We start from the raw sequence: 16,681 nt of genomic DNA on the forward strand, positions 1-16,681 counted from the left end.
GGGTCGGGGCTATATGCGTTTAGAAAATAAAGTAGCAATTATTACAGGTGGTGCGGGCGGTATTGGCCTTGCAGCGGTAAAGCGTTTTTTAGAAGAAGGTGCAAGAGTAGCCATCGTAGACTATGACAAACAACAAGGCGAAAAAATTGAAGCAGAGCTGGGGGAGAATGTCGCTTTCTTTGCAGTTGATGTATCGAAACTGGCTGACGTAAAGGAAATGGTTGAACAAGTTGTTGATCGTTTCGGCAAAATCGATATTTTAATAAACAATGCTGGGATTACCCGTGACGCAACGCTTGTAAAAATGAGTGAGGAGGATTTTGAAAAGGTCATTCAAATTAACTTAAATGGTGTTTACTACTGCACACAAGCAGTAGCTCCTCATATGATCGCACAAGGGTCAGGGAAAATTATCAGTACTTCATCGGTAAGTGGTGTATACGGTAATTTTGGTCAAACAAACTATGCCGCAACAAAAGCGGCCATTATTGGGATGACAAAAACTTGGGCAAAGGAACTCGGACGTAAAGGGATCAATGTAAATGCTGTTGCTCCTGGATTTACCGCAACGCCAATGGTCGAAAAAATGCCGGAAAAAGTGCTCCAGCAAATGGAGGGCATTACAAGTTTGCAGCGATTAGGGAAACCGGAAGATATCGCCAATGCTTATTTATTTCTTGCATCGGATGAAGCGAGTTATATTACAGGTCATGTTCTGCAAGTTGATGGCGGCATTATGATGTAGAAGGTGGGATGGCTAATGCAACAGCTGGACTTTTGGATTGCGAAACGAGCGGGCCAAACACCGGATAAAACGGCTTTAATTCAAATAGAAACAGGTGAGACGTGGACATATAAAGAGCTGATGCAGCATGCGTATGGATGGAGCAGCACTTTTTCCAAACAGCAGTTGCAGCGGGGAGATCGTGTTGTAACGTTGATGGAAAATTCAATTGAAAGCTTTGCCATTTTAATTGCTTGTCGCTTAAACGAATTGATCTATGTTCCGTTGAATACAAAATTATCTATATCCGAATTACAGGTGGTTTTATCCGATTGCACACCCGCTTTATTAATTACGGATGATACGCATTGTGAACGCGCAATGCAGCTTTCGCCAGCCAAACTTTTAACATGCGGTAGCTCTGAATTAGTTGAGCCTACTACATATAAGTGGCGTGATGAACCTCAGCTTCCATGGATGATTATTTACACCGGGGGAACGACCGGTAAACCAAAAGGTGTTGTCCTGTCATACGAAGCTGTCACTACGAATGCGATGAATACTGTCATTAGCTGGGGGTTAAACGATAAGGACTGCACGCTGAATTATATGCCCCTTTTTCATACAGGAGGAATTAATGCACTTGCATTGCCGATTTTAATGGCAGGCGGAACAGTAGTAATCGGCCAAAAATTTGATCCGGAAAGAGCAGTTCGGGCCATTAATGAATTTAACACGACAGTTTCATTGTTTGTACCGACAATGTATCAGTCGATTATTGAAACGGAGTATTTTAAACAGTCCAGTTTCCCGACAGTGAAAGTATTTTTATCGGGAGGCGCACCTTGTCCGAAACCTATATATGAATGTTTTAAAAAAAGAGGGCTGTTTTTTAAAGAAGGGTACGGGTTAACTGAAGCAGGTCCGAATAACTTTTCCATCGACGCAGAAGTAGCGATGAACAAAAAGGGTGCAATCGGAAAAAGTATGCTGTTCAACGAAGTAAAAGTTATCAATAAAGAAGGTCAGCGATGTGCAGAGGGGGAAGTTGGCGAACTTTGCTTAAAAGGCAGCCATGTTTTTACGCACTACTGGAAAAATGAAGAGGCCACAACCGAGACATTTGAGGATGGCTGGTTAAAGACAGGTGACTTAGCGAAGTTTGATGAAGACGGCGATTATTATATTGTCGGACGGAAAAAGGAAATGATTATAACGGGCGGAGAAAATGTATATCCGCAAGAAGTCGAACAATGTTTAATCGCCCATGAAGCCGTGCAGGAAGTTTCGGTTATAGGTATTCCAAATGAAAAATGGGGCGAATGTGTTGTAGCGTTTGTAATTTCTGAACATCCCTCCGAACAAATTCAATCGAAGCTTTTAAAGTACTGTAAAGAACATCTCGCCAATTACAAAGTACCGAAGCAAATCTACTTTCTGCAGGAACTTCCGAAAACCGTCGTTGGTAAAATTGATAAAAAGCAGCTAATGAATTGTGTATTAATAACGGAATAGAAAGTGTATGCACCCGATAGTAAAAGACCAAAATGTTAGAAATTGGACATTTTGGTCTTTTGTATTGAATTGATTTACCGGAAAGTTTATATGAAGTTCATATAGCTCCTTTATAATGCAGAAGTGTTAAAAAGGAGGATATCGATGAATAAGTTTTTAAATCCAATTACAGATTGGGTATCAACAAAACGCGGTGCCTGGATTACCCTCATTGTCTGGCTAGTATTGATGATTGGCTTAAGCGCCGGTCCGATGCTAAGTGAATATAAAGTGACAAACTTCCAATCACTGCCGGATGATGCACAATCAATTATCGCTGAAAATAAATTAAGCGAATACTTCCCGAATGATGAAGGAACACCAGGTATATTGGTTTTCCATAATGAAAACGGGGAAATTAATGTCGACAGCGTAAAAGAAATTTTAAACGCAATAATTGCGGAAAATATTGAAGGTGTTGACCAAATAGTTGACATTGCGAACTTGCCGCCACAAGCTTTAGCAGGATTCACGTCGGAAGATAAAACGACTATGATCGTGCCAATGACGCTGGAGCAAGGTCTTGGAAATTCGGAATATGCGGAAATTAATGATTTTGCATCTGAAATCGGAAATGAAGCAGCTGAAAAAACAGGAGATACACAGTTCTATATTACTGGTCCAGCAGGGATTGCCGGCGATACAGTAAAACTGTTTGAACAAGCAGACTTACAGTTATTATTCGCGACAATCGGGATTATTTTAGTATTATTAATCATTATTTACCGTTCTCCGCTTTTAGCGATTATTCCATTACTGGCAACGGTTATTGTTTATCAAGTAGTAAATCAGTCAGTTGCTTTAATGGGGGCAGCTGGTTTAGAAATTAATAACTCTACAACATCGATTATGAGTATCTTATTATTTGCTGCAGTAATCGATTACTCATTATTCGTGTTCTCGCGTTACCGCGAAGAATTGAACCATTACGAAAACAAATATGAAGCAATGAAATATGCGATGCGTGCAACTGGCGAGCCGGTATTCTTTGCGGGCGGAACAGTATTGGCGGCAATGCTTGTGCTATTCTTCGCAGACTTCCGTGACTACCAAAACTTCGCACCAATCTTTGGTACAGCAGTATTTGTTATTATGCTAGGTTCAATTACATTAGTTCCAGCGTTATTTGCCTTATTTGGCCGTAAAGCATTCTGGCCGAAAGTACCGAAATTCGGTGAAACAAAGGAAGTAAAGCATGGAATTTGGGGAGCAATTGCCAAGTTTGTTGTAAACAAACCTTATTTATCAGGCGGATTGGTCCTGATTTTCATGATTATTACTTCATTAAATGTGTTCAATTTAGATTATGAATTTGATACGGTAAAATCTTTCCCTGAAGAATTGCCGTCACGTGTCGGCTATGAAATCGTCGAGTCGCGCTTTGATAAAGGGGAACTTGCACCGACTTCATTATTAGTAGAAAGTAAACAAACATTAACTGAACAGCAAAAGCAAGATTTAACGGAAGCTTTATTAGCCGAAGATGAGATTGCGTCTGTTCGTTCATCAGCCGTTTCGGAAGACGAAACAAAACTGAAATTATCAATGGCTTTTGATTTAAATCCATATGATCCGGAAGCGATCGATAAGCTTGAAGAAATGCGTAAAAACAGCGCGGAATATTTAGCAGCAGCCGGAATTGACGGGGAGCTGCACTTTGCGGGAACAACAGCTAAACTGCTGGATGAACGTAATGTAAACAACGATGATATTATTAAGATTGTAGTTTTAGAAACAATTTTAATTCTAGTACTATTATTTGTCCTTACGAAGTCTTGGAAAATGCCGATTTACATGATGGCAACAATTTTAGTGTCGTATTTATCGGCATTGGGATTAGGGTTATTCTTAGTTGATGTATTATTTGGCTACGATGCAATCAGTACACGTGTACCTGTCTATGCATTTATATTCCTGGTTGCGCTGGGTATCGACTACAATATTATTTTAGTGTCCCGATTCCTTGAAGAGCGCAAACGTACAACAGTGAAACAGGCGCTGGAAATTGCTATCCGTAATACAGGCGGCGTTATTTCGTCAGCAGGTATAATACTCGCAGCAACTTTCGCGGCATTAATGACAATGCCGATTGCCGATCTATTCGTATTCGGCTTTATCGTTGCAGTAGGTATTCTTATTGATACATTCCTAGTACGTGGTATGTTATTACCGATGTTGATATTAACATTTGAAAAAGACAAGAAGTAATGGTTAGATGAAGAGACATCGAGTAATTCGATGTCTCTTTTTATGGATAAAATGAGAGTAAATATACATGAAATAGAACTTCAATTATTAAAGGCGGTGATTCAATGCGGATATTAGTTGTAGATGATGATGCATTTATACGGAAACTAATCGGCATCCATTTGAAAAAAGAGGGGTTCGAAGCGCTGTTTGCGAGTGATGGCATGGAAGCGTTAAATATATTGCAGCAAGAGCCGGTCGATTTGGCGATTGTCGATGTAATGATGCCGAAAATGGATGGCATAAGCTTGACGAAAAATCTCGCTGAAATCGGTGTACCTGTATTGATGCTAACTGCCAAAACGACACTCGATGATAAGGAAAGAGGATTTTTGGCAGGGGCGGATGACTATATGGTGAAGCCATTCGAACCGAAAGAATTGTTGTTTAGAGTGCGCGCGATTTTACGGCGCTTTCAAAAGGTTGAACGAAGTCAAATAAAGATTGCCAATATGCTCATTGACCGGCAAACGTATGAAGTAAAAGTAGGAGAGCAAGTATCATTATTGCCTTTAAAAGAGTTTGAGCTATTAGGCATTTTATGTTCCAGACCGGAAGTCGTATTTACACGAGACCAGCTAATGGAACAAGTATGGGGTTATGATTATGACGGGGATGATTTTACACTGACAACACATATTAAGCGTCTGCGCAGCAGGTTGGAAGAAGTGAATGCACAGGTGAAAATTCAAACCGTACGCGGAATCGGCTATAAAATAGAGGAATTAAAATGAAAACATTATACAGGCAATATATTATCGTGACATTGGCTGTAATTATTATAAGTATTACGATGTCGATGTTGTTAATCGGACAAATATATAAATCGCAAATACGACCTGATACAGATGCCAAAAATTATGGGGTAGCCCAGGAAGTACAGCAAATTTTAAAATCAATGCCTAAAGAAAGTGCAGATGCCTACTTTGAGTCCATTGCAAAGCTTGGCTACCAAATAGGGGTTATTTATCCTGATGGTAATTTAATTTCATATGGAAGTGAGTTTAAAAAAACAAAGCTCACGCCTGAGATGATAGGCATCGTCGGTACGGATGAAGTGTATCACGGCATTCGGGATTATAACGGATCTTCCTACTTTATGAATCATTTCGCGAATGATATTCGAAATACAATCGGTGTGTCGTTTCAACTTAATGATGAAAGCTATGCATTTTTTATTCGTCAGGAAAATGCCACACTGTTTTCTGAAATGCATTTGTTGATCGTTAGTTTCATTATTATTACTGCTTTAGTTATATTATTGACGATGATTTTGCTTGCCCGTCAACTTGTAAGGCCATTAAAACAATTGCAGCAGGCGACAAAGCAAATCGCTCTTGAAAATTATGATATCCAATTAACGATTGATCGTAATGATGAGCTAGGTCAGCTTGCAACACAGTTTCAAAAGATGGCCAATCGCCTTGCAGAAAATGATCAGATTAAGAAAGACTTCATCAATAATGTATCGCACGACTTTCAATCGCCGTTGCTCAACATTCAAGGCTACGCAAATGTACTTAAGGACGCTGACAATACGGAAGAAGAACGTGTGCAATATTTGGAGATTATTGAGCTGGAAACGAAGCGTCTTTCGGCATTGACAAAGCAACTGCTTTTACTAAGCTCGCTTGACCAGAAGAATTTACCGGTTGAAAAAAAGACTTATTCGTTAGATAAACAGTTGAAAGAACGGCTGTTTTCAAAGCGATGGAAACTGGACGATAAGCAGATGGAGCTTGTATACGAGCTGGAACAGGTTGAAGTTTTTGCTGATGAACAGTTAATGGAGCAAGTTTGGGATAATTTGCTGTCAAATGCCATTCGCTACAGTGAGGATAAAGGAAAAATTATAGTAACATGCAGTAAAAAGGACAATCAGATTTTTGTAACGATAAAAGATAACGGGATCGGTATTCCTGAACAATCACTTGAAAAGGTGAAAGAACGATTTTACCGGGTTGACCCTTCACGCTCGAGTCAAAGCAGCGGGTTAGGTTTGGCGATTGTAACAGAAATCGTTAACCGGCATGCGGGCCAGTTTACTATTGAAAGTGAGCTTGGAAAGGGAACTAAAGTGACAGTTGTTTTAAATGTTCATTAATAGAAGAAGGGCGCGTTAAAAGTGGAATGAAACTTTTAACGCGCTCGTTTTATTATTGAAGTTCTTTTAATGCAGATAGGGCTTCAATTGCACCGACTTTTTCGCATACTTTTGATGCAGCACGGTTGGCAAATTCGATAACGGTTACCCATTCATTAAACGAGAGATTTGTGTCTTCAAATTTACTTAACTGATACAAAACGGCACCGACAAAAGCATCACCTGCACCGGTTGTATCGATGGAGTTTACGGGAAATGCAGGAACGGTTGTAATTTGCCCGTTTTGAATAAGCATTGTACCGGAAGCGCCTTGTGTAATGGCGATTGTCTTTTCATTAAACTTTGTAAGCCATTCGATTGCCTGTTCGAAGTTTTCTGTCCTTGCGAATAGTAACAGTTCCTCATCACTCATCTTAATGAAATTTGCTGCTTCAACGAAAGGTTCGCATTTATGAATGAATAAATCAGAATCACCCTTCCATAAGTCTGCCCGGTAGTTTGGATCAAATGAAATAAAATGGTTTTGCAGGTGCAAAGTTTGCATTAACTGTTCGTAAGTTTTACTGAAAGGTTCGCTTAAAAGGGCAGTGGCAGAGCCGAAATGAATCAAATTCATTGTCATGAGTTGTTGCAGATCCAAATCTTCAACACTGAGCAACTTGTCGGCACCACGATTAAAGATAAAATCCCGCTCACCATCTTTCTGTCTTGAAACAAAGGCCAAAGTAGTGGGTGCAGACGGATCCATTATCAAGTGATCCGTATGAACACCTGCTTGCTCCAACGTTTGTTTTAAAAAGTGACCAAATGCATCTTCGCCCACTTTTCCGCAAAAATGAGCCTGTCCTCCAAGCATCGCAATAGTTGCTGCTACATTTGCCGGAGCACCGCCTGCCTGTTTTTCAAACATTTTCGCTTCTATAATGGATACTTCCGTATGAGTTGTAAAAAAATCGATGAGCAATTCGCCAATGCAAAGAATTTTTTTCATAGCCGTCCTCCAAATATATGTGTTTCACTAAATATTGGCATAAAATTACTAGAATTAAAAATATTTACCCTATGAGTTAATAAAAAGTACAACAAAAAACGTGAGTACATTACTCACGTTTTATCTACTAATTGTAATTTCAACTTTCAGAAGGTGGATTTATCTTATAAAATTCTGGGGGAATGTTATAGAGAAAAATGTGACACCTTTTTGAAAATATGAAATTGCACCTTATATATCGAGAATGAATGATTAACTTACCAAATCATATCTGTTAAGATGAATAACAGGGTAGGGCAAAGTAAGCAGCCTAATCCTGTGTAGAAAGTAGCTGTAACGGCGCCATACGGGACCAATCGTACATCCGTTGCAGCTAATCCTCCCGTAACACCGGAAGTAGTACCCATTAAACCACCGTAAACCATTGCTGTTAATGGATTGTTTAAACCAATGAATCGTGCAATAAACGGTGTACCTACCATTACTAATACCGATTTTACTAACCCTGCTGCAATACTGATTGCAATAACTTCTGAACTTGCACCTAATGCAGCTCCCGTTACTGGACCAACAATATAAGTAACTGTTCCTGCACCGATTGTAGCAAGACTTACAGCATCTGTATAACCAAAAATAAGTGCAAAAATAATACCAACTACAAACGATAATCCTACACCGATAAACAGTGAGGAAATCCCGCGAATACCTGCTTTTTTAATTTCGTCAAAGTTTGCTCCGAATGATGTAGCTACAATAGCGAAGTCACGAAGCATACTGCCACCTAAAAGACCGATTCCAGCAAAAATTGAAATATCAGCTAAACCTTTTGTACCGTCACTATAAACTCCTCCGAAGTAAGCTAATACTAATCCGAGAACAATCGCAATAGCCGAGCCATGAATAAGCCCCTTCGTTAATTTATTTGAAATCAAGTAAGCGACATACATAGTAATTCCGACAATAACGAATCCGGTAATTAAACCATTAGATTCTAGTGCAGTTTTTAGAGCTTCCCACATATTAGTTTACCTCCCCTGTTGCTGGGTGATTTTTATTGAACTCAATGGCAGATTCTTTCGCCTTTTTCCCACTTAACAATGGAACAACTAACCAACTAATAAGAACAACTGCAATTCCTGCAATGATCGCTAGAGGACCTCCAGTTAATGCACCTAATACATTTTGACTCGCTGCCATTGCGATAACGATCGGGATATACATTGCATTCCAGAAAGCCAAGCCACTTTGAGCAGGCAGACTGATTTTCCCATTCTTCTGTAATTTATCAACGACTACGATTAATAGTAACATCGCAATACCTACGCCACCCACATTTGAATCAATCCCCATTAAAGTTCCGATTAATTCACCACAGAACATCCCGAATAAGAAACATCCAGCTAAAATGGCAACACCATATATAACCATAACTACACCCCTTTGATTGTTTAGAACAGTCGACTGTATTCTGAATATAGAATAAACAATAATATATACATAATCAAGAAAAAAATTATTTTTTTTAGAGAAAATTAGATAATACGATTGAAATTTATGTTTTAAAGATATATTATGAATTGTATACAGTCGACCAAGTTCTTATAGAAGGAGAAGGTTTAATTGAATTATTTTGAAAGAGCATTGGACAATGCTTTATCGATTAGAATCGCCAATAACTTGCTCGAACAAGTATTAAATGGTGAGTTAAGACCGGGAGATCAAGTCGTTGAATCGATATATGCAGAACAATATGAAACGAGCCGCTCTCCTGTAAGAGAAGCAATATATTTATTAGCTACAGAAGGAATTATTGAACGTGTACCTCGAAAAGGGGCGTTCATTAAGGGTTACACATTGGATGATATGAAAGATTTACTGGATGTGCGAAACCATTTGGAAATGCTGGCAGCCGAACGTATAGAAAATCCTAGTAAAGAAAAAGGCACACTGAAAGAAATGAAAGCCGTCCTAACGAAGATGACAAAAACGAAAAGCTATACAGAATATACGCACTTAAACTATCAATTTCACTTTCTCATATTCAAATTAAGTAATAGCCTAGTGCTAAATGATATGTACAGTAAAATAGCACTTCCGTTACTTCGAATTCAAGTAATCCATTTTTCTAATAATGAAATTATCGAAAAATCGATTATAGAACATACAAGTATTTACGAATGCTTAAAGAATGATGACTTGGATCAGCTGAAGTCCATTTTAAGAAAGCATACAGAAGATGTAATTTTCAGTGTCCGAAATAAGCAATTATAAAGCAAAGGGAGGGGAAGTTAACGATGAAACAGGCATGGCTTTTTCCAGGACAAGGTTCGCAATATGGCGGGTTTTTAGAGTCACTTCCTACACACCCTACTATTAAAGAAACTTTAGATGAAGCTTCGGATGTTTTAAAAACGGATATTAAGCTGCTTGCAACAGCAGAAAAATTAAAGAGTACAAAAAACGTCCAGATTACAATGCTGGCAGCCGGTGTTGCAACAGCGCGCGCCTTTCTAAATGAAGGTGCAAAACCAGATTATTTGGCAGGTCACTCGGTAGGTGCATTTGCCGCCGCGGTGACGAGCGAGGTACTAACATTCAATGATGCCCTGAATTTAGTTTCACTTCGTGGGGAACTGATGGAATCTTTACAGGATGAGGCGTATGGAATGGCGGTTGTTGTAGGATTGCCTGAATCAACTCTTATAGAAATTACACAGAAATTCCATACGGATGAAAAACCGGTCTATGTATCCAATCGTAATGCACCGCAGCAATTGACTTTATCGGGTCATAAGGAAGCAATGCAAAACGTATTGGACTACGTGTCAGGAAAAGGGGCAAGTTCAGCAAAGATGCTGAATGTTTCTACACCATCCCATTGTCCATTGTTTTTACCGGTTCAGGATCGATTGGCAAAGGAGATGGAGAACATAACGCTCCAAAGGCCGAAATTTCCGTTGATTTCAAATCGAAATGCACGGGTACTTCGCCAGTCTTCCCGTATCGTTCAGGATTTGGCTGAAAGTATTGCTTTACCCGTCAGATGGCATGATGCAACTTCGATTTTATTTGAAAACGGAGTACGTCAGTTTATTGAAATGTCGCCAGGGGATGTGTTAAAAAAACTTGCCAAAAATGCATTTCAAGAGGCGGATAGTTACAGTGTCGAAAAGGACGGATTTAATAATTGTCTATATTTAGCAAAAAATGAAGGGGTGTAAATATGGTATTAATTCAACAGCAACGTTCTTGGTCAACAAGGTTGGAAGGAAAGAAAAAGAGATTGGCGGAAGTGGAGCATCTAGTAAACGGTGTAACAATTCCTACAGAGAAAATTGTAGATGTTCTTGAGTTGCTTATTAAACCGGGGGATCGGGTTGTTCTTGAAGGTAACAATCAAAAGCAGGCGTCATTTTTATCACAAGCTCTAGTAAAGGTCGATCCTGAGCGTGTACATGATTTACATATGATTATGTCCAGTGTGTCGCGTCCGGAACATTTAGATATTTTTGAGGAAGGTATCGCTAAGAAAATTGACTTAAGTTTTGCGGGACCTCAAAGTTTACGTATCGCACAAATGATAGAAGATGGCCGATTAATTTTAGGGGATCTGCACACATATGTTGAGCTTTATGGAAGATTGTTTATCGATTTAATTCCGAATGTAGCGTTAGTTGCAGCTGATAAAGCAGATCGTTTCGGAAACTTATATACGGGACCAAATACGGAAGAAACACCGACAATTGTAGAAGCAGCAGCTTTCCGTGATGGAATTGTCATTGCTCAAGTAAATGAAATTGTAGATGAACTGCCACGTGTCGATATTCCGGGTTCTTGGGTCGATTTCATCGTTGAAGCGGATGAACCGTATGAGCTTGAGCCGTTATTTACACGTGACCCGCGTCATATTACAGATATTCAGATTTTACAGGCGATGATGTGTATTCGCGGTATTTATGAAAAACACGGCGTTCAATCATTAAATCATGGGATTGGTTTTAATACAGCTGCAATCGAGCTGCTATTACCTTCATATGGTGAGCAATTAGGCTTGAAGGGGAAAATATGCAAAAACTGGGTTCTTAATCCGCACCCGACACTAATTCCAGCGATTGAAACTGGCTGGGTAGAAAGTGTCCACTGTTTTGGCGGTGAACTAGGGATGGAAAAATATGTGCAGGCACGTCGCGATATTTTCTTCACAGGTAAAGATGGCAGTCTTCGTTCAAATCGAACGTTGGCACAGCTTGCAGGTCAGTATGCAGTTGACTTATTTATCGGATCGACGTTGCAAATGGATGCATATGGCAATTCTTCGACGGTAACAAAAGGGCGCGTTGCAGGTTATGGTGGTGCACCGAATATGGGACATGATCCGGGCGGACGCCGTCACTCAACAGAAGCTTGGTATAACATGATGACGAGTCAGGATGAATTGGCTCGCGGGAAAAAGCTAGTTGTGCAAGTAGCTGAAACATTCCAGGATGCCAACACACCAGTCTTCGTTGAACGTCTAGACGCAATTGATGTAAAGAAACAGGCGAATCTGGCAGTCGCACCGGTCATGATTTATGCCGAAGATATTACACATGTTGTGACAGAAGAAGGGATTGCCTACCTGTATAAAACAGATAGCCCGGCAGAACGAAGAGAAATGATTGCTTCCATTGCAGGGGTAACACCATTAGGGATGGAAAATGATGTGAAGCGTACAAAATCACTTCGCGAGCGCGGTTTAGTGGCAATGCCGGAAGACTTAAATATTTTACGCGGTGAGGCGAATCGTTCATTGTTGGCAGCAAAAAATATTGATGAGCTTGTTCAATGGTCTGGCGGTTTATATGAGCCACCATCGAAATTCAAAAGTTGGTAAGGAGCTGAAGGGATGAAACAGCATGTGATTTGTAAACGGATTGCTGATGAGGCTGTTGCAGCATTGATCGAAGAAGTTCAATTAACACCAAAGCCTGGTTTAGTAGATACAGAAAATAATGGTGCGCATCATGATTTATCTTTAACAAAAATGCAGAATTCAGCACATTCATTGCACAATACGTTTTATCAAATGGCAATGCTGAGTTTCAACCGACAGCCAACAGTAGAAATAAGGGAACAATTTGGCGCAATTGGACGGAATGGCGAAAAGGAAATGTTTGCGGTTACTGAAAATAGTAATACGCATAAAGGGGCGATCTGGTCGATTGGTTTACTCTGCTCCGCAATAGCAAGAAGACAGGGCAAGGTACTCTTTCCGCAAGTATTTAATGATGCTGCAGAACTGGCCAATCTTCCGGATCAATATATTCCAAAGTCCAAAACGAATGGGATCAAAGTAAAAGAGAATTATGGGATTCCAGGTGCCAGAGAAGAAGCGCAGCAGGCATTTCCGCATATCCAAAAGTATAGTTTGCCAGCGTTTTTACAGGCGGCTCAGAAGATGTCGCTAAGAGATGCGAAACTTACTACATTATTAGTATTGATCGCAAATTTAAACGACACGTGTTTACTTCATCGAGGCGGTCTTGAAGGATTGGAGTTTGCGAAACAGGAAGCGAAGAAACTGCTAACAAGCTTTTCAATTTCAAATATGAAGAAACTAGATGAGTTGTATATTAAGCACTGGTTATCTCCAGGGGGATCGGCTGATTTGTTGGCGGCCACATTATTCGTAATTAATATGTCAGATAAACTGAAAAGGGGTGCACAGCATGGAAAAGTTGAATTACACGTTTCAGGCAAATCGTCAGGTTACTAAGCAAGCGCATATCGGGGTTGTAGGATCGGGGGATTTAGAAATACTGATCCAGCCAATCGAAGGCTCGGAAACAAAAGTAGAAGTTCGTACAGGAATTACGGGTTATGCTGAAACTTGGCAAAAAGTAGTGGAGCGTTTTGTTTCTCAGCAGGATATATTGGCTTCAATCAAGATTAATGATTTCGGTGCAACACCAGGTGTCGTATCGATACGACTTGCACAGGCGGCGGAGGTGGTTTTCGGTGAATAATTCTATTACATTACCTGTAAGTATAGTAGAAAGTAAAGCAAGAGAACGTGCACTTTTACTATTAGATGAAGGAACAGCACATGAAATATTAGGTCCTTTCGACTTTTTTGAATCACCTCATTTGGAAGCACAAAACATCGTGCCGCAAAGTGATGACGGAATGATTATAATGCAAGGGACAATTCGAGGTCGTCGTTCATTAGTTATTTCAATAGAAGGAAGTTTCCAAGGTGGAGGAATCGGTGAAGTTTCCGGCGCAAAATTTGCAGGTGCTTTAGAGCGTGCATTTGTGTCATGTGAAGCAGGGGAACTGATCCATCCGGTCATCATTTACGATACAGGCGGCGTTCGTCTGCAAGAAGCGAACTACGGGTTGCTTTCAATTGCTGAAATTAGTTCTGCAATTGTTGCATTGAAAAAATATGTACCTGTAATCGGTATTATTCCGGGGAAAGTCGGTTCTTTTGGAGGAATGTCGCTAACAGCTGGTCTTTGTTCCGCTTTAATCATGACACGAGAAGGGCGACTTGGCATGAATGGCCCTGAAGTAGTTCAGCAGGAAGCGGGTATCCAAGAGCTAAATGCAAAACAAAAGCCGTTTATCTGGAAAATGATTGGTGGATCAATGCGCTACAATTCGAATTTAGTCGATGCTGTTATTGAGGATGATGTTGTCAATTACTTAGATACGCTGGAAAACTTATGGACAAATAACAACTTCAAACAAAGAACAATGGAGTACGATACATTCTTAAATACGCTGAACCATTTGCAGTTTGAACAGAAAATCGGTACTGATGAAGCCCAGGAGATTTTAAGTAACCGATCGGAATTGGCAGCTGGTGAAGCAACGGTTACAGATGGGGAAAATACAAGCAGAGGCCGTACGTGGTTTAATGCATTTACAAATAACGCACCATCAATTTCAGAAACGCCATCTGTTTTAGTGGCAGATGCCCATTTAAATGGAGAAAAAGCTCGTTTCATTGCTGTTGTGCCAAACAGTGAAAATAAATTTTACCGTGCCCGCAATGGGGAGTTTGGTCTGCAGGAAGCCTGGACGGTTGCGAAATATGTTCGTCAGGCAATCGAAGAAGATAAGGATTCAGCAGAAAAGAGATTAATCGTTCCAATTGTCGATGTTCCGGGTCAGGCATTCGGCTACCATGAAGAATTATTCGGCATTTATTTAGCGTGTGCAGCAAGTGTTGAGGCATATGCAGTTGCTCGACAAAGTGGGCACCCAATTGTTACATGTGTTGTAGGAAAAGCAATTTCAGGGGCATTTCTGGCACACGGTATGCAAGGAAACCGTATTATTTCGCTTGATGATTCAGAAGTGCAAGTACATGTAATGTCCAAAAAATCAGCAGCGCTTGTTACAATGCGTACTGTTGAAGAATTGGACGAATTCGCGAAGTCTGTTCCATCGATGGCGTATGATGTCCATTCATTCCAAACGCTTGGCGCATTACATGAGTTGATCCACGGTATTAACGCAGACGAACCATCTAAAGAACAAGTTCGAAAAGTTCTTCATTCAATTGTAATGGCAAAAGAAGATATAATTCAGTCTGGAGATAGAACGTTAGCAAATCGAATTCAATCAAAAGTAGCGGTTGAAAATGGTCGTAAAGCATCGATTGCTGTACGTGAAAAGATTACACAACAATGGAACTGACTGTACATGATTTAGTGTATTTAAAGTCCATGGATCAAATTGATTACTTCTGTGATTATCCTGTTTGGATGGATGAGGACGAAATGGCTCAAGGTATTGCTGTTGTGAGACGTATGAAAGTAGAGGCTGGGAAAGTTGCGATAGGATTTCGTGGGGATAATCGGTCGAAACGATTTGCAGCGATTACGACGATATCTAATATTAAACGTGTAATTCGACCGTTTGATGTTCTGATAAATCCGTATCCTGCGACGCATGTCCAATCACTTACTTATATTGAAAAGATATTGGACGGTTTTAAATGGGGGATTGGCGGAAGTATTGGTTTTTCAATGGGAACTGGAATCAATGTCTGCCATGAAAACAGTGATATTGACATTATTTTGTACTGTGAAAAGCTACATGAGCTGGATCAGTTGAAGCCTATTCTCTCAGAGCTGCAGAAAAGTCCCCAACGTGTTGATGTCCAGGTGGAGATTTTAGGCGTTGGGGCGGTTGTATTAGCTGATTACTTAAACCACTCTTCTTTTATAGTAAGAACGAGTACTGGACCGATTCTGCTTGAAAAAGAGTCATTGATCTATAAGGGATAGCGAATTATATGATCTCTTCCTCATTAAATAACGAACAGTTATTTAATGAGGTTTTTTGTTTGAGCAAATTTGCAGAGTTACTAAAAATAAAGGCCTATATCTTATTGAAGATACAGGCAGTAGGTAAGGGAACTAAATTAGTCTGTTTTTAATCGTGAGTACATATTGATGTCGATAAAATTTCCTTTAGATTTTTCGAATTGCCTAAGAGTTCCTTCAAACTTGAAACTAAGTTTTTGTAAAACCTTGATTGAATTAAAATTTGCGGGTTCTACTTTTGCCTCAATTCTATTTAGTTTTAAAGTGCCGAAAGCACATTCCAGTAATGCACTGATACCTTCAGGTGCAAACCCCATGCCCCAATAGGCTTTAGCGATGTCGTAACCAACTTCCGCCTTCGCATTTTCAAAATCTATAGCGTTAAATCCACACGTACCTATTATTTCATTCGAATCCCGTTCAATCATGCTGAAACGAACAGCTTTACCGGCCTGAGCCAAATCCTCAAGCAGTTCGATCATATCTTTCGCCTGAGTTTCATGTGTAAAGCTGGATATGTTCATGAATTCAGTTACATGTGGATCAGACCATATTTTAAACAAGCTGGGTGAGTCTGAAATTTCCATTCTCCTCAAATACAATCTTTTAGTATTCAGTTCTTTTATCAATTTAATTACCTCCAATATTTTTTAATCAGTTAGATAAAAAATATTGCCATCTGCGCATAGTTCAGTCCCTTCAAGGTTATAGATTTTATATTCAGATGATACCAGGAAAAGGAA

16 protein-coding genes are annotated in these 16,681 nt (G+C 39.8%); 12 read left to right on the forward strand and 4 right to left on the reverse strand.

Features of this window, described 5'->3' with window-relative positions:
• Nucleotides 1–13: 13 nt before the first annotated feature.
• The 5 genes from fabG (at nucleotide 14) to AC6CH1_RS14725 (ending at nucleotide 6,629) form a co-directional block, all read left to right on the forward strand.
• Nucleotides 14–745 (forward strand): 3-oxoacyl-ACP reductase FabG, encoded by a 732-nt coding sequence (gene fabG / locus AC6CH1_RS14705; RefSeq protein WP_427711822.1) that lies wholly within the window; start codon nucleotides 14–16, stop codon nucleotides 743–745.
• A 15-nt stretch (nucleotides 746–760) separates the two neighbouring features.
• The gene (locus AC6CH1_RS14710) at nucleotides 761–2,239 is read left to right on the forward strand and encodes a class I adenylate-forming enzyme family protein (RefSeq protein ID WP_498318220.1); all 1,479 of its coding nucleotides are present in this window, start codon (nucleotides 761–763) and stop codon (nucleotides 2,237–2,239) included.
• 144 nt (nucleotides 2,240–2,383) lie between these two features.
• On the forward strand, nucleotides 2,384–4,486 hold the full coding sequence (locus tag AC6CH1_RS14715) for an MMPL family transporter (RefSeq protein WP_251690541.1): 2,103 nt from the start codon (nucleotides 2,384–2,386) through the stop codon (nucleotides 4,484–4,486).
• A 104-nt stretch (nucleotides 4,487–4,590) separates the two neighbouring features.
• Nucleotides 4,591–5,259, forward strand: coding sequence for a response regulator (locus tag AC6CH1_RS14720; protein WP_251690542.1), 669 nt, complete (start codon nucleotides 4,591–4,593; stop codon nucleotides 5,257–5,259).
• Nucleotides 5,256–6,629, forward strand: coding sequence for a sensor histidine kinase (locus AC6CH1_RS14725; RefSeq protein ID WP_498318221.1), 1,374 nt, complete (start codon nucleotides 5,256–5,258; stop codon nucleotides 6,627–6,629). The genes AC6CH1_RS14720 and AC6CH1_RS14725 overlap by 4 nt, the downstream gene beginning before the upstream one ends.
• Nucleotides 6,630–6,681: 52 nt before the next feature.
• Here AC6CH1_RS14725 and AC6CH1_RS14730 read toward each other — a convergent pair whose 3' ends face one another.
• The 3 genes from AC6CH1_RS14730 to madL form a co-directional block, all read right to left on the reverse strand.
• Nucleotides 6,682–7,620 (reverse strand): carbohydrate kinase family protein, encoded by a 939-nt coding sequence (locus AC6CH1_RS14730; protein WP_498318223.1) that lies wholly within the window; start codon nucleotides 7,618–7,620, stop codon nucleotides 6,682–6,684.
• A gap of 257 nt (nucleotides 7,621–7,877) precedes the next feature.
• Nucleotides 7,878–8,639 carry a malonate transporter subunit MadM gene (gene madM / locus AC6CH1_RS14735; protein ID WP_251690545.1) on the reverse strand — a complete coding sequence of 254 codons (762 nt, stop codon included), beginning with the start codon at nucleotides 8,637–8,639 and terminating at the stop codon, nucleotides 7,878–7,880.
• 1 nt (nucleotide 8,640) lies between these two features.
• Nucleotides 8,641–9,048: a malonate transporter subunit MadL gene (madL, locus tag AC6CH1_RS14740; RefSeq protein WP_427711829.1), complete on the reverse strand. Its 408-nt coding sequence runs from the start codon at nucleotides 9,046–9,048 to the stop codon at nucleotides 8,641–8,643.
• A 192-nt stretch (nucleotides 9,049–9,240) separates the two neighbouring features.
• Here madL and AC6CH1_RS14745 point away from each other — a divergent pair, with 192 nt between their 5' ends.
• The 7 genes from AC6CH1_RS14745 to AC6CH1_RS14775 are packed head-to-tail and all read left to right on the forward strand — an operon-like array spanning nucleotide 9,241 to nucleotide 15,899.
• On the forward strand, nucleotides 9,241–9,891 hold the full coding sequence (locus tag AC6CH1_RS14745; protein WP_251690547.1) for a GntR family transcriptional regulator: 651 nt from the start codon (nucleotides 9,241–9,243) through the stop codon (nucleotides 9,889–9,891).
• A 23-nt stretch (nucleotides 9,892–9,914) separates the two neighbouring features.
• Nucleotides 9,915–10,841, forward strand: coding sequence for an ACP S-malonyltransferase (locus tag AC6CH1_RS14750; RefSeq protein WP_498318225.1), 927 nt, complete (start codon nucleotides 9,915–9,917; stop codon nucleotides 10,839–10,841).
• Nucleotides 10,842–10,843: 2 nt separating this feature from the next.
• Nucleotides 10,844–12,493, forward strand: a complete 1,650-nt coding sequence (gene mdcA, locus AC6CH1_RS14755) for a malonate decarboxylase subunit alpha (protein ID WP_498318226.1) — start codon at nucleotides 10,844–10,846, stop codon at nucleotides 12,491–12,493.
• Between the two features lie 12 nt (nucleotides 12,494–12,505).
• Nucleotides 12,506–13,375, forward strand: a complete 870-nt coding sequence (locus AC6CH1_RS14760) for a triphosphoribosyl-dephospho-CoA synthase (protein ID WP_251690550.1) — start codon at nucleotides 12,506–12,508, stop codon at nucleotides 13,373–13,375.
• The gene (locus AC6CH1_RS14765; RefSeq protein WP_498318227.1) at nucleotides 13,329–13,625 is read left to right on the forward strand and encodes a malonate decarboxylase subunit delta; all 297 of its coding nucleotides are present in this window, start codon (nucleotides 13,329–13,331) and stop codon (nucleotides 13,623–13,625) included. The genes AC6CH1_RS14760 and AC6CH1_RS14765 overlap by 47 nt, the downstream gene beginning before the upstream one ends.
• Nucleotides 13,618–15,306 carry a biotin-independent malonate decarboxylase subunit beta gene (locus AC6CH1_RS14770; RefSeq protein WP_498318228.1) on the forward strand — a complete coding sequence of 563 codons (1,689 nt, stop codon included), beginning with the start codon at nucleotides 13,618–13,620 and terminating at the stop codon, nucleotides 15,304–15,306. The genes AC6CH1_RS14765 and AC6CH1_RS14770 overlap by 8 nt, the downstream gene beginning before the upstream one ends.
• Entirely contained in the window at nucleotides 15,297–15,899 is a 603-nt protein-coding gene (locus AC6CH1_RS14775; RefSeq protein ID WP_498318230.1) for a malonate decarboxylase holo-ACP synthase, read from the forward strand. The genes AC6CH1_RS14770 and AC6CH1_RS14775 overlap by 10 nt, the downstream gene beginning before the upstream one ends.
• A 137-nt stretch (nucleotides 15,900–16,036) precedes the next feature.
• Here the strand turns inward: AC6CH1_RS14775 and AC6CH1_RS14780 are convergent, their stop codons facing one another.
• Nucleotides 16,037–16,567 carry a GNAT family N-acetyltransferase gene (locus tag AC6CH1_RS14780; RefSeq protein ID WP_498318231.1) on the reverse strand — a complete coding sequence of 177 codons (531 nt, stop codon included), beginning with the start codon at nucleotides 16,565–16,567 and terminating at the stop codon, nucleotides 16,037–16,039.
• Nucleotides 16,568–16,681 lie beyond the last annotated feature (114 nt).

Source organism: Solibacillus sp. GQ1, from assembly GCF_059758555.1.

Excerpts from the sequence above, each read along its gene's own strand:
- fabG (WP_427711822.1), top strand. The coding sequence starts at position 14 with ATGCGTTTAGAAAATAAAGTAGCAATTATTACAGGTGGTGCGGGCGGT.
- AC6CH1_RS14710 (WP_498318220.1), top strand. The coding sequence starts at position 761 with ATGCAACAGCTGGACTTTTGGATTGCGAAACGAGCGGGCCAAACACCG.
- AC6CH1_RS14715 (WP_251690541.1), top strand. The coding sequence starts at position 2,384 with ATGAATAAGTTTTTAAATCCAATTACAGATTGGGTATCAACAAAACGC.
- AC6CH1_RS14720 (WP_251690542.1), top strand. The coding sequence starts at position 4,591 with ATGCGGATATTAGTTGTAGATGATGATGCATTTATACGGAAACTAATC.
- AC6CH1_RS14725 (WP_498318221.1), top strand. The coding sequence starts at position 5,256 with ATGAAAACATTATACAGGCAATATATTATCGTGACATTGGCTGTAATT.
- AC6CH1_RS14730 (WP_498318223.1), bottom strand. The coding sequence starts at position 7,620 with ATGAAAAAAATTCTTTGCATTGGCGAATTGCTCATCGATTTTTTTACA.
- madM (WP_251690545.1), bottom strand. The coding sequence starts at position 8,639 with ATGTGGGAAGCTCTAAAAACTGCACTAGAATCTAATGGTTTAATTACC.
- madL (WP_427711829.1), bottom strand. The coding sequence starts at position 9,048 with ATGGTTATATATGGTGTTGCCATTTTAGCTGGATGTTTCTTATTCGGG.
- AC6CH1_RS14750 (WP_498318225.1), top strand. The coding sequence starts at position 9,915 with ATGAAACAGGCATGGCTTTTTCCAGGACAAGGTTCGCAATATGGCGGG.
- mdcA (WP_498318226.1), top strand. The coding sequence starts at position 10,844 with ATGGTATTAATTCAACAGCAACGTTCTTGGTCAACAAGGTTGGAAGGA.
- AC6CH1_RS14760 (WP_251690550.1), top strand. The coding sequence starts at position 12,506 with ATGAAACAGCATGTGATTTGTAAACGGATTGCTGATGAGGCTGTTGCA.
- AC6CH1_RS14765 (WP_498318227.1), top strand. The coding sequence starts at position 13,329 with ATGGAAAAGTTGAATTACACGTTTCAGGCAAATCGTCAGGTTACTAAG.
- AC6CH1_RS14775 (WP_498318230.1), top strand. The coding sequence starts at position 15,297 with ATGGAACTGACTGTACATGATTTAGTGTATTTAAAGTCCATGGATCAA.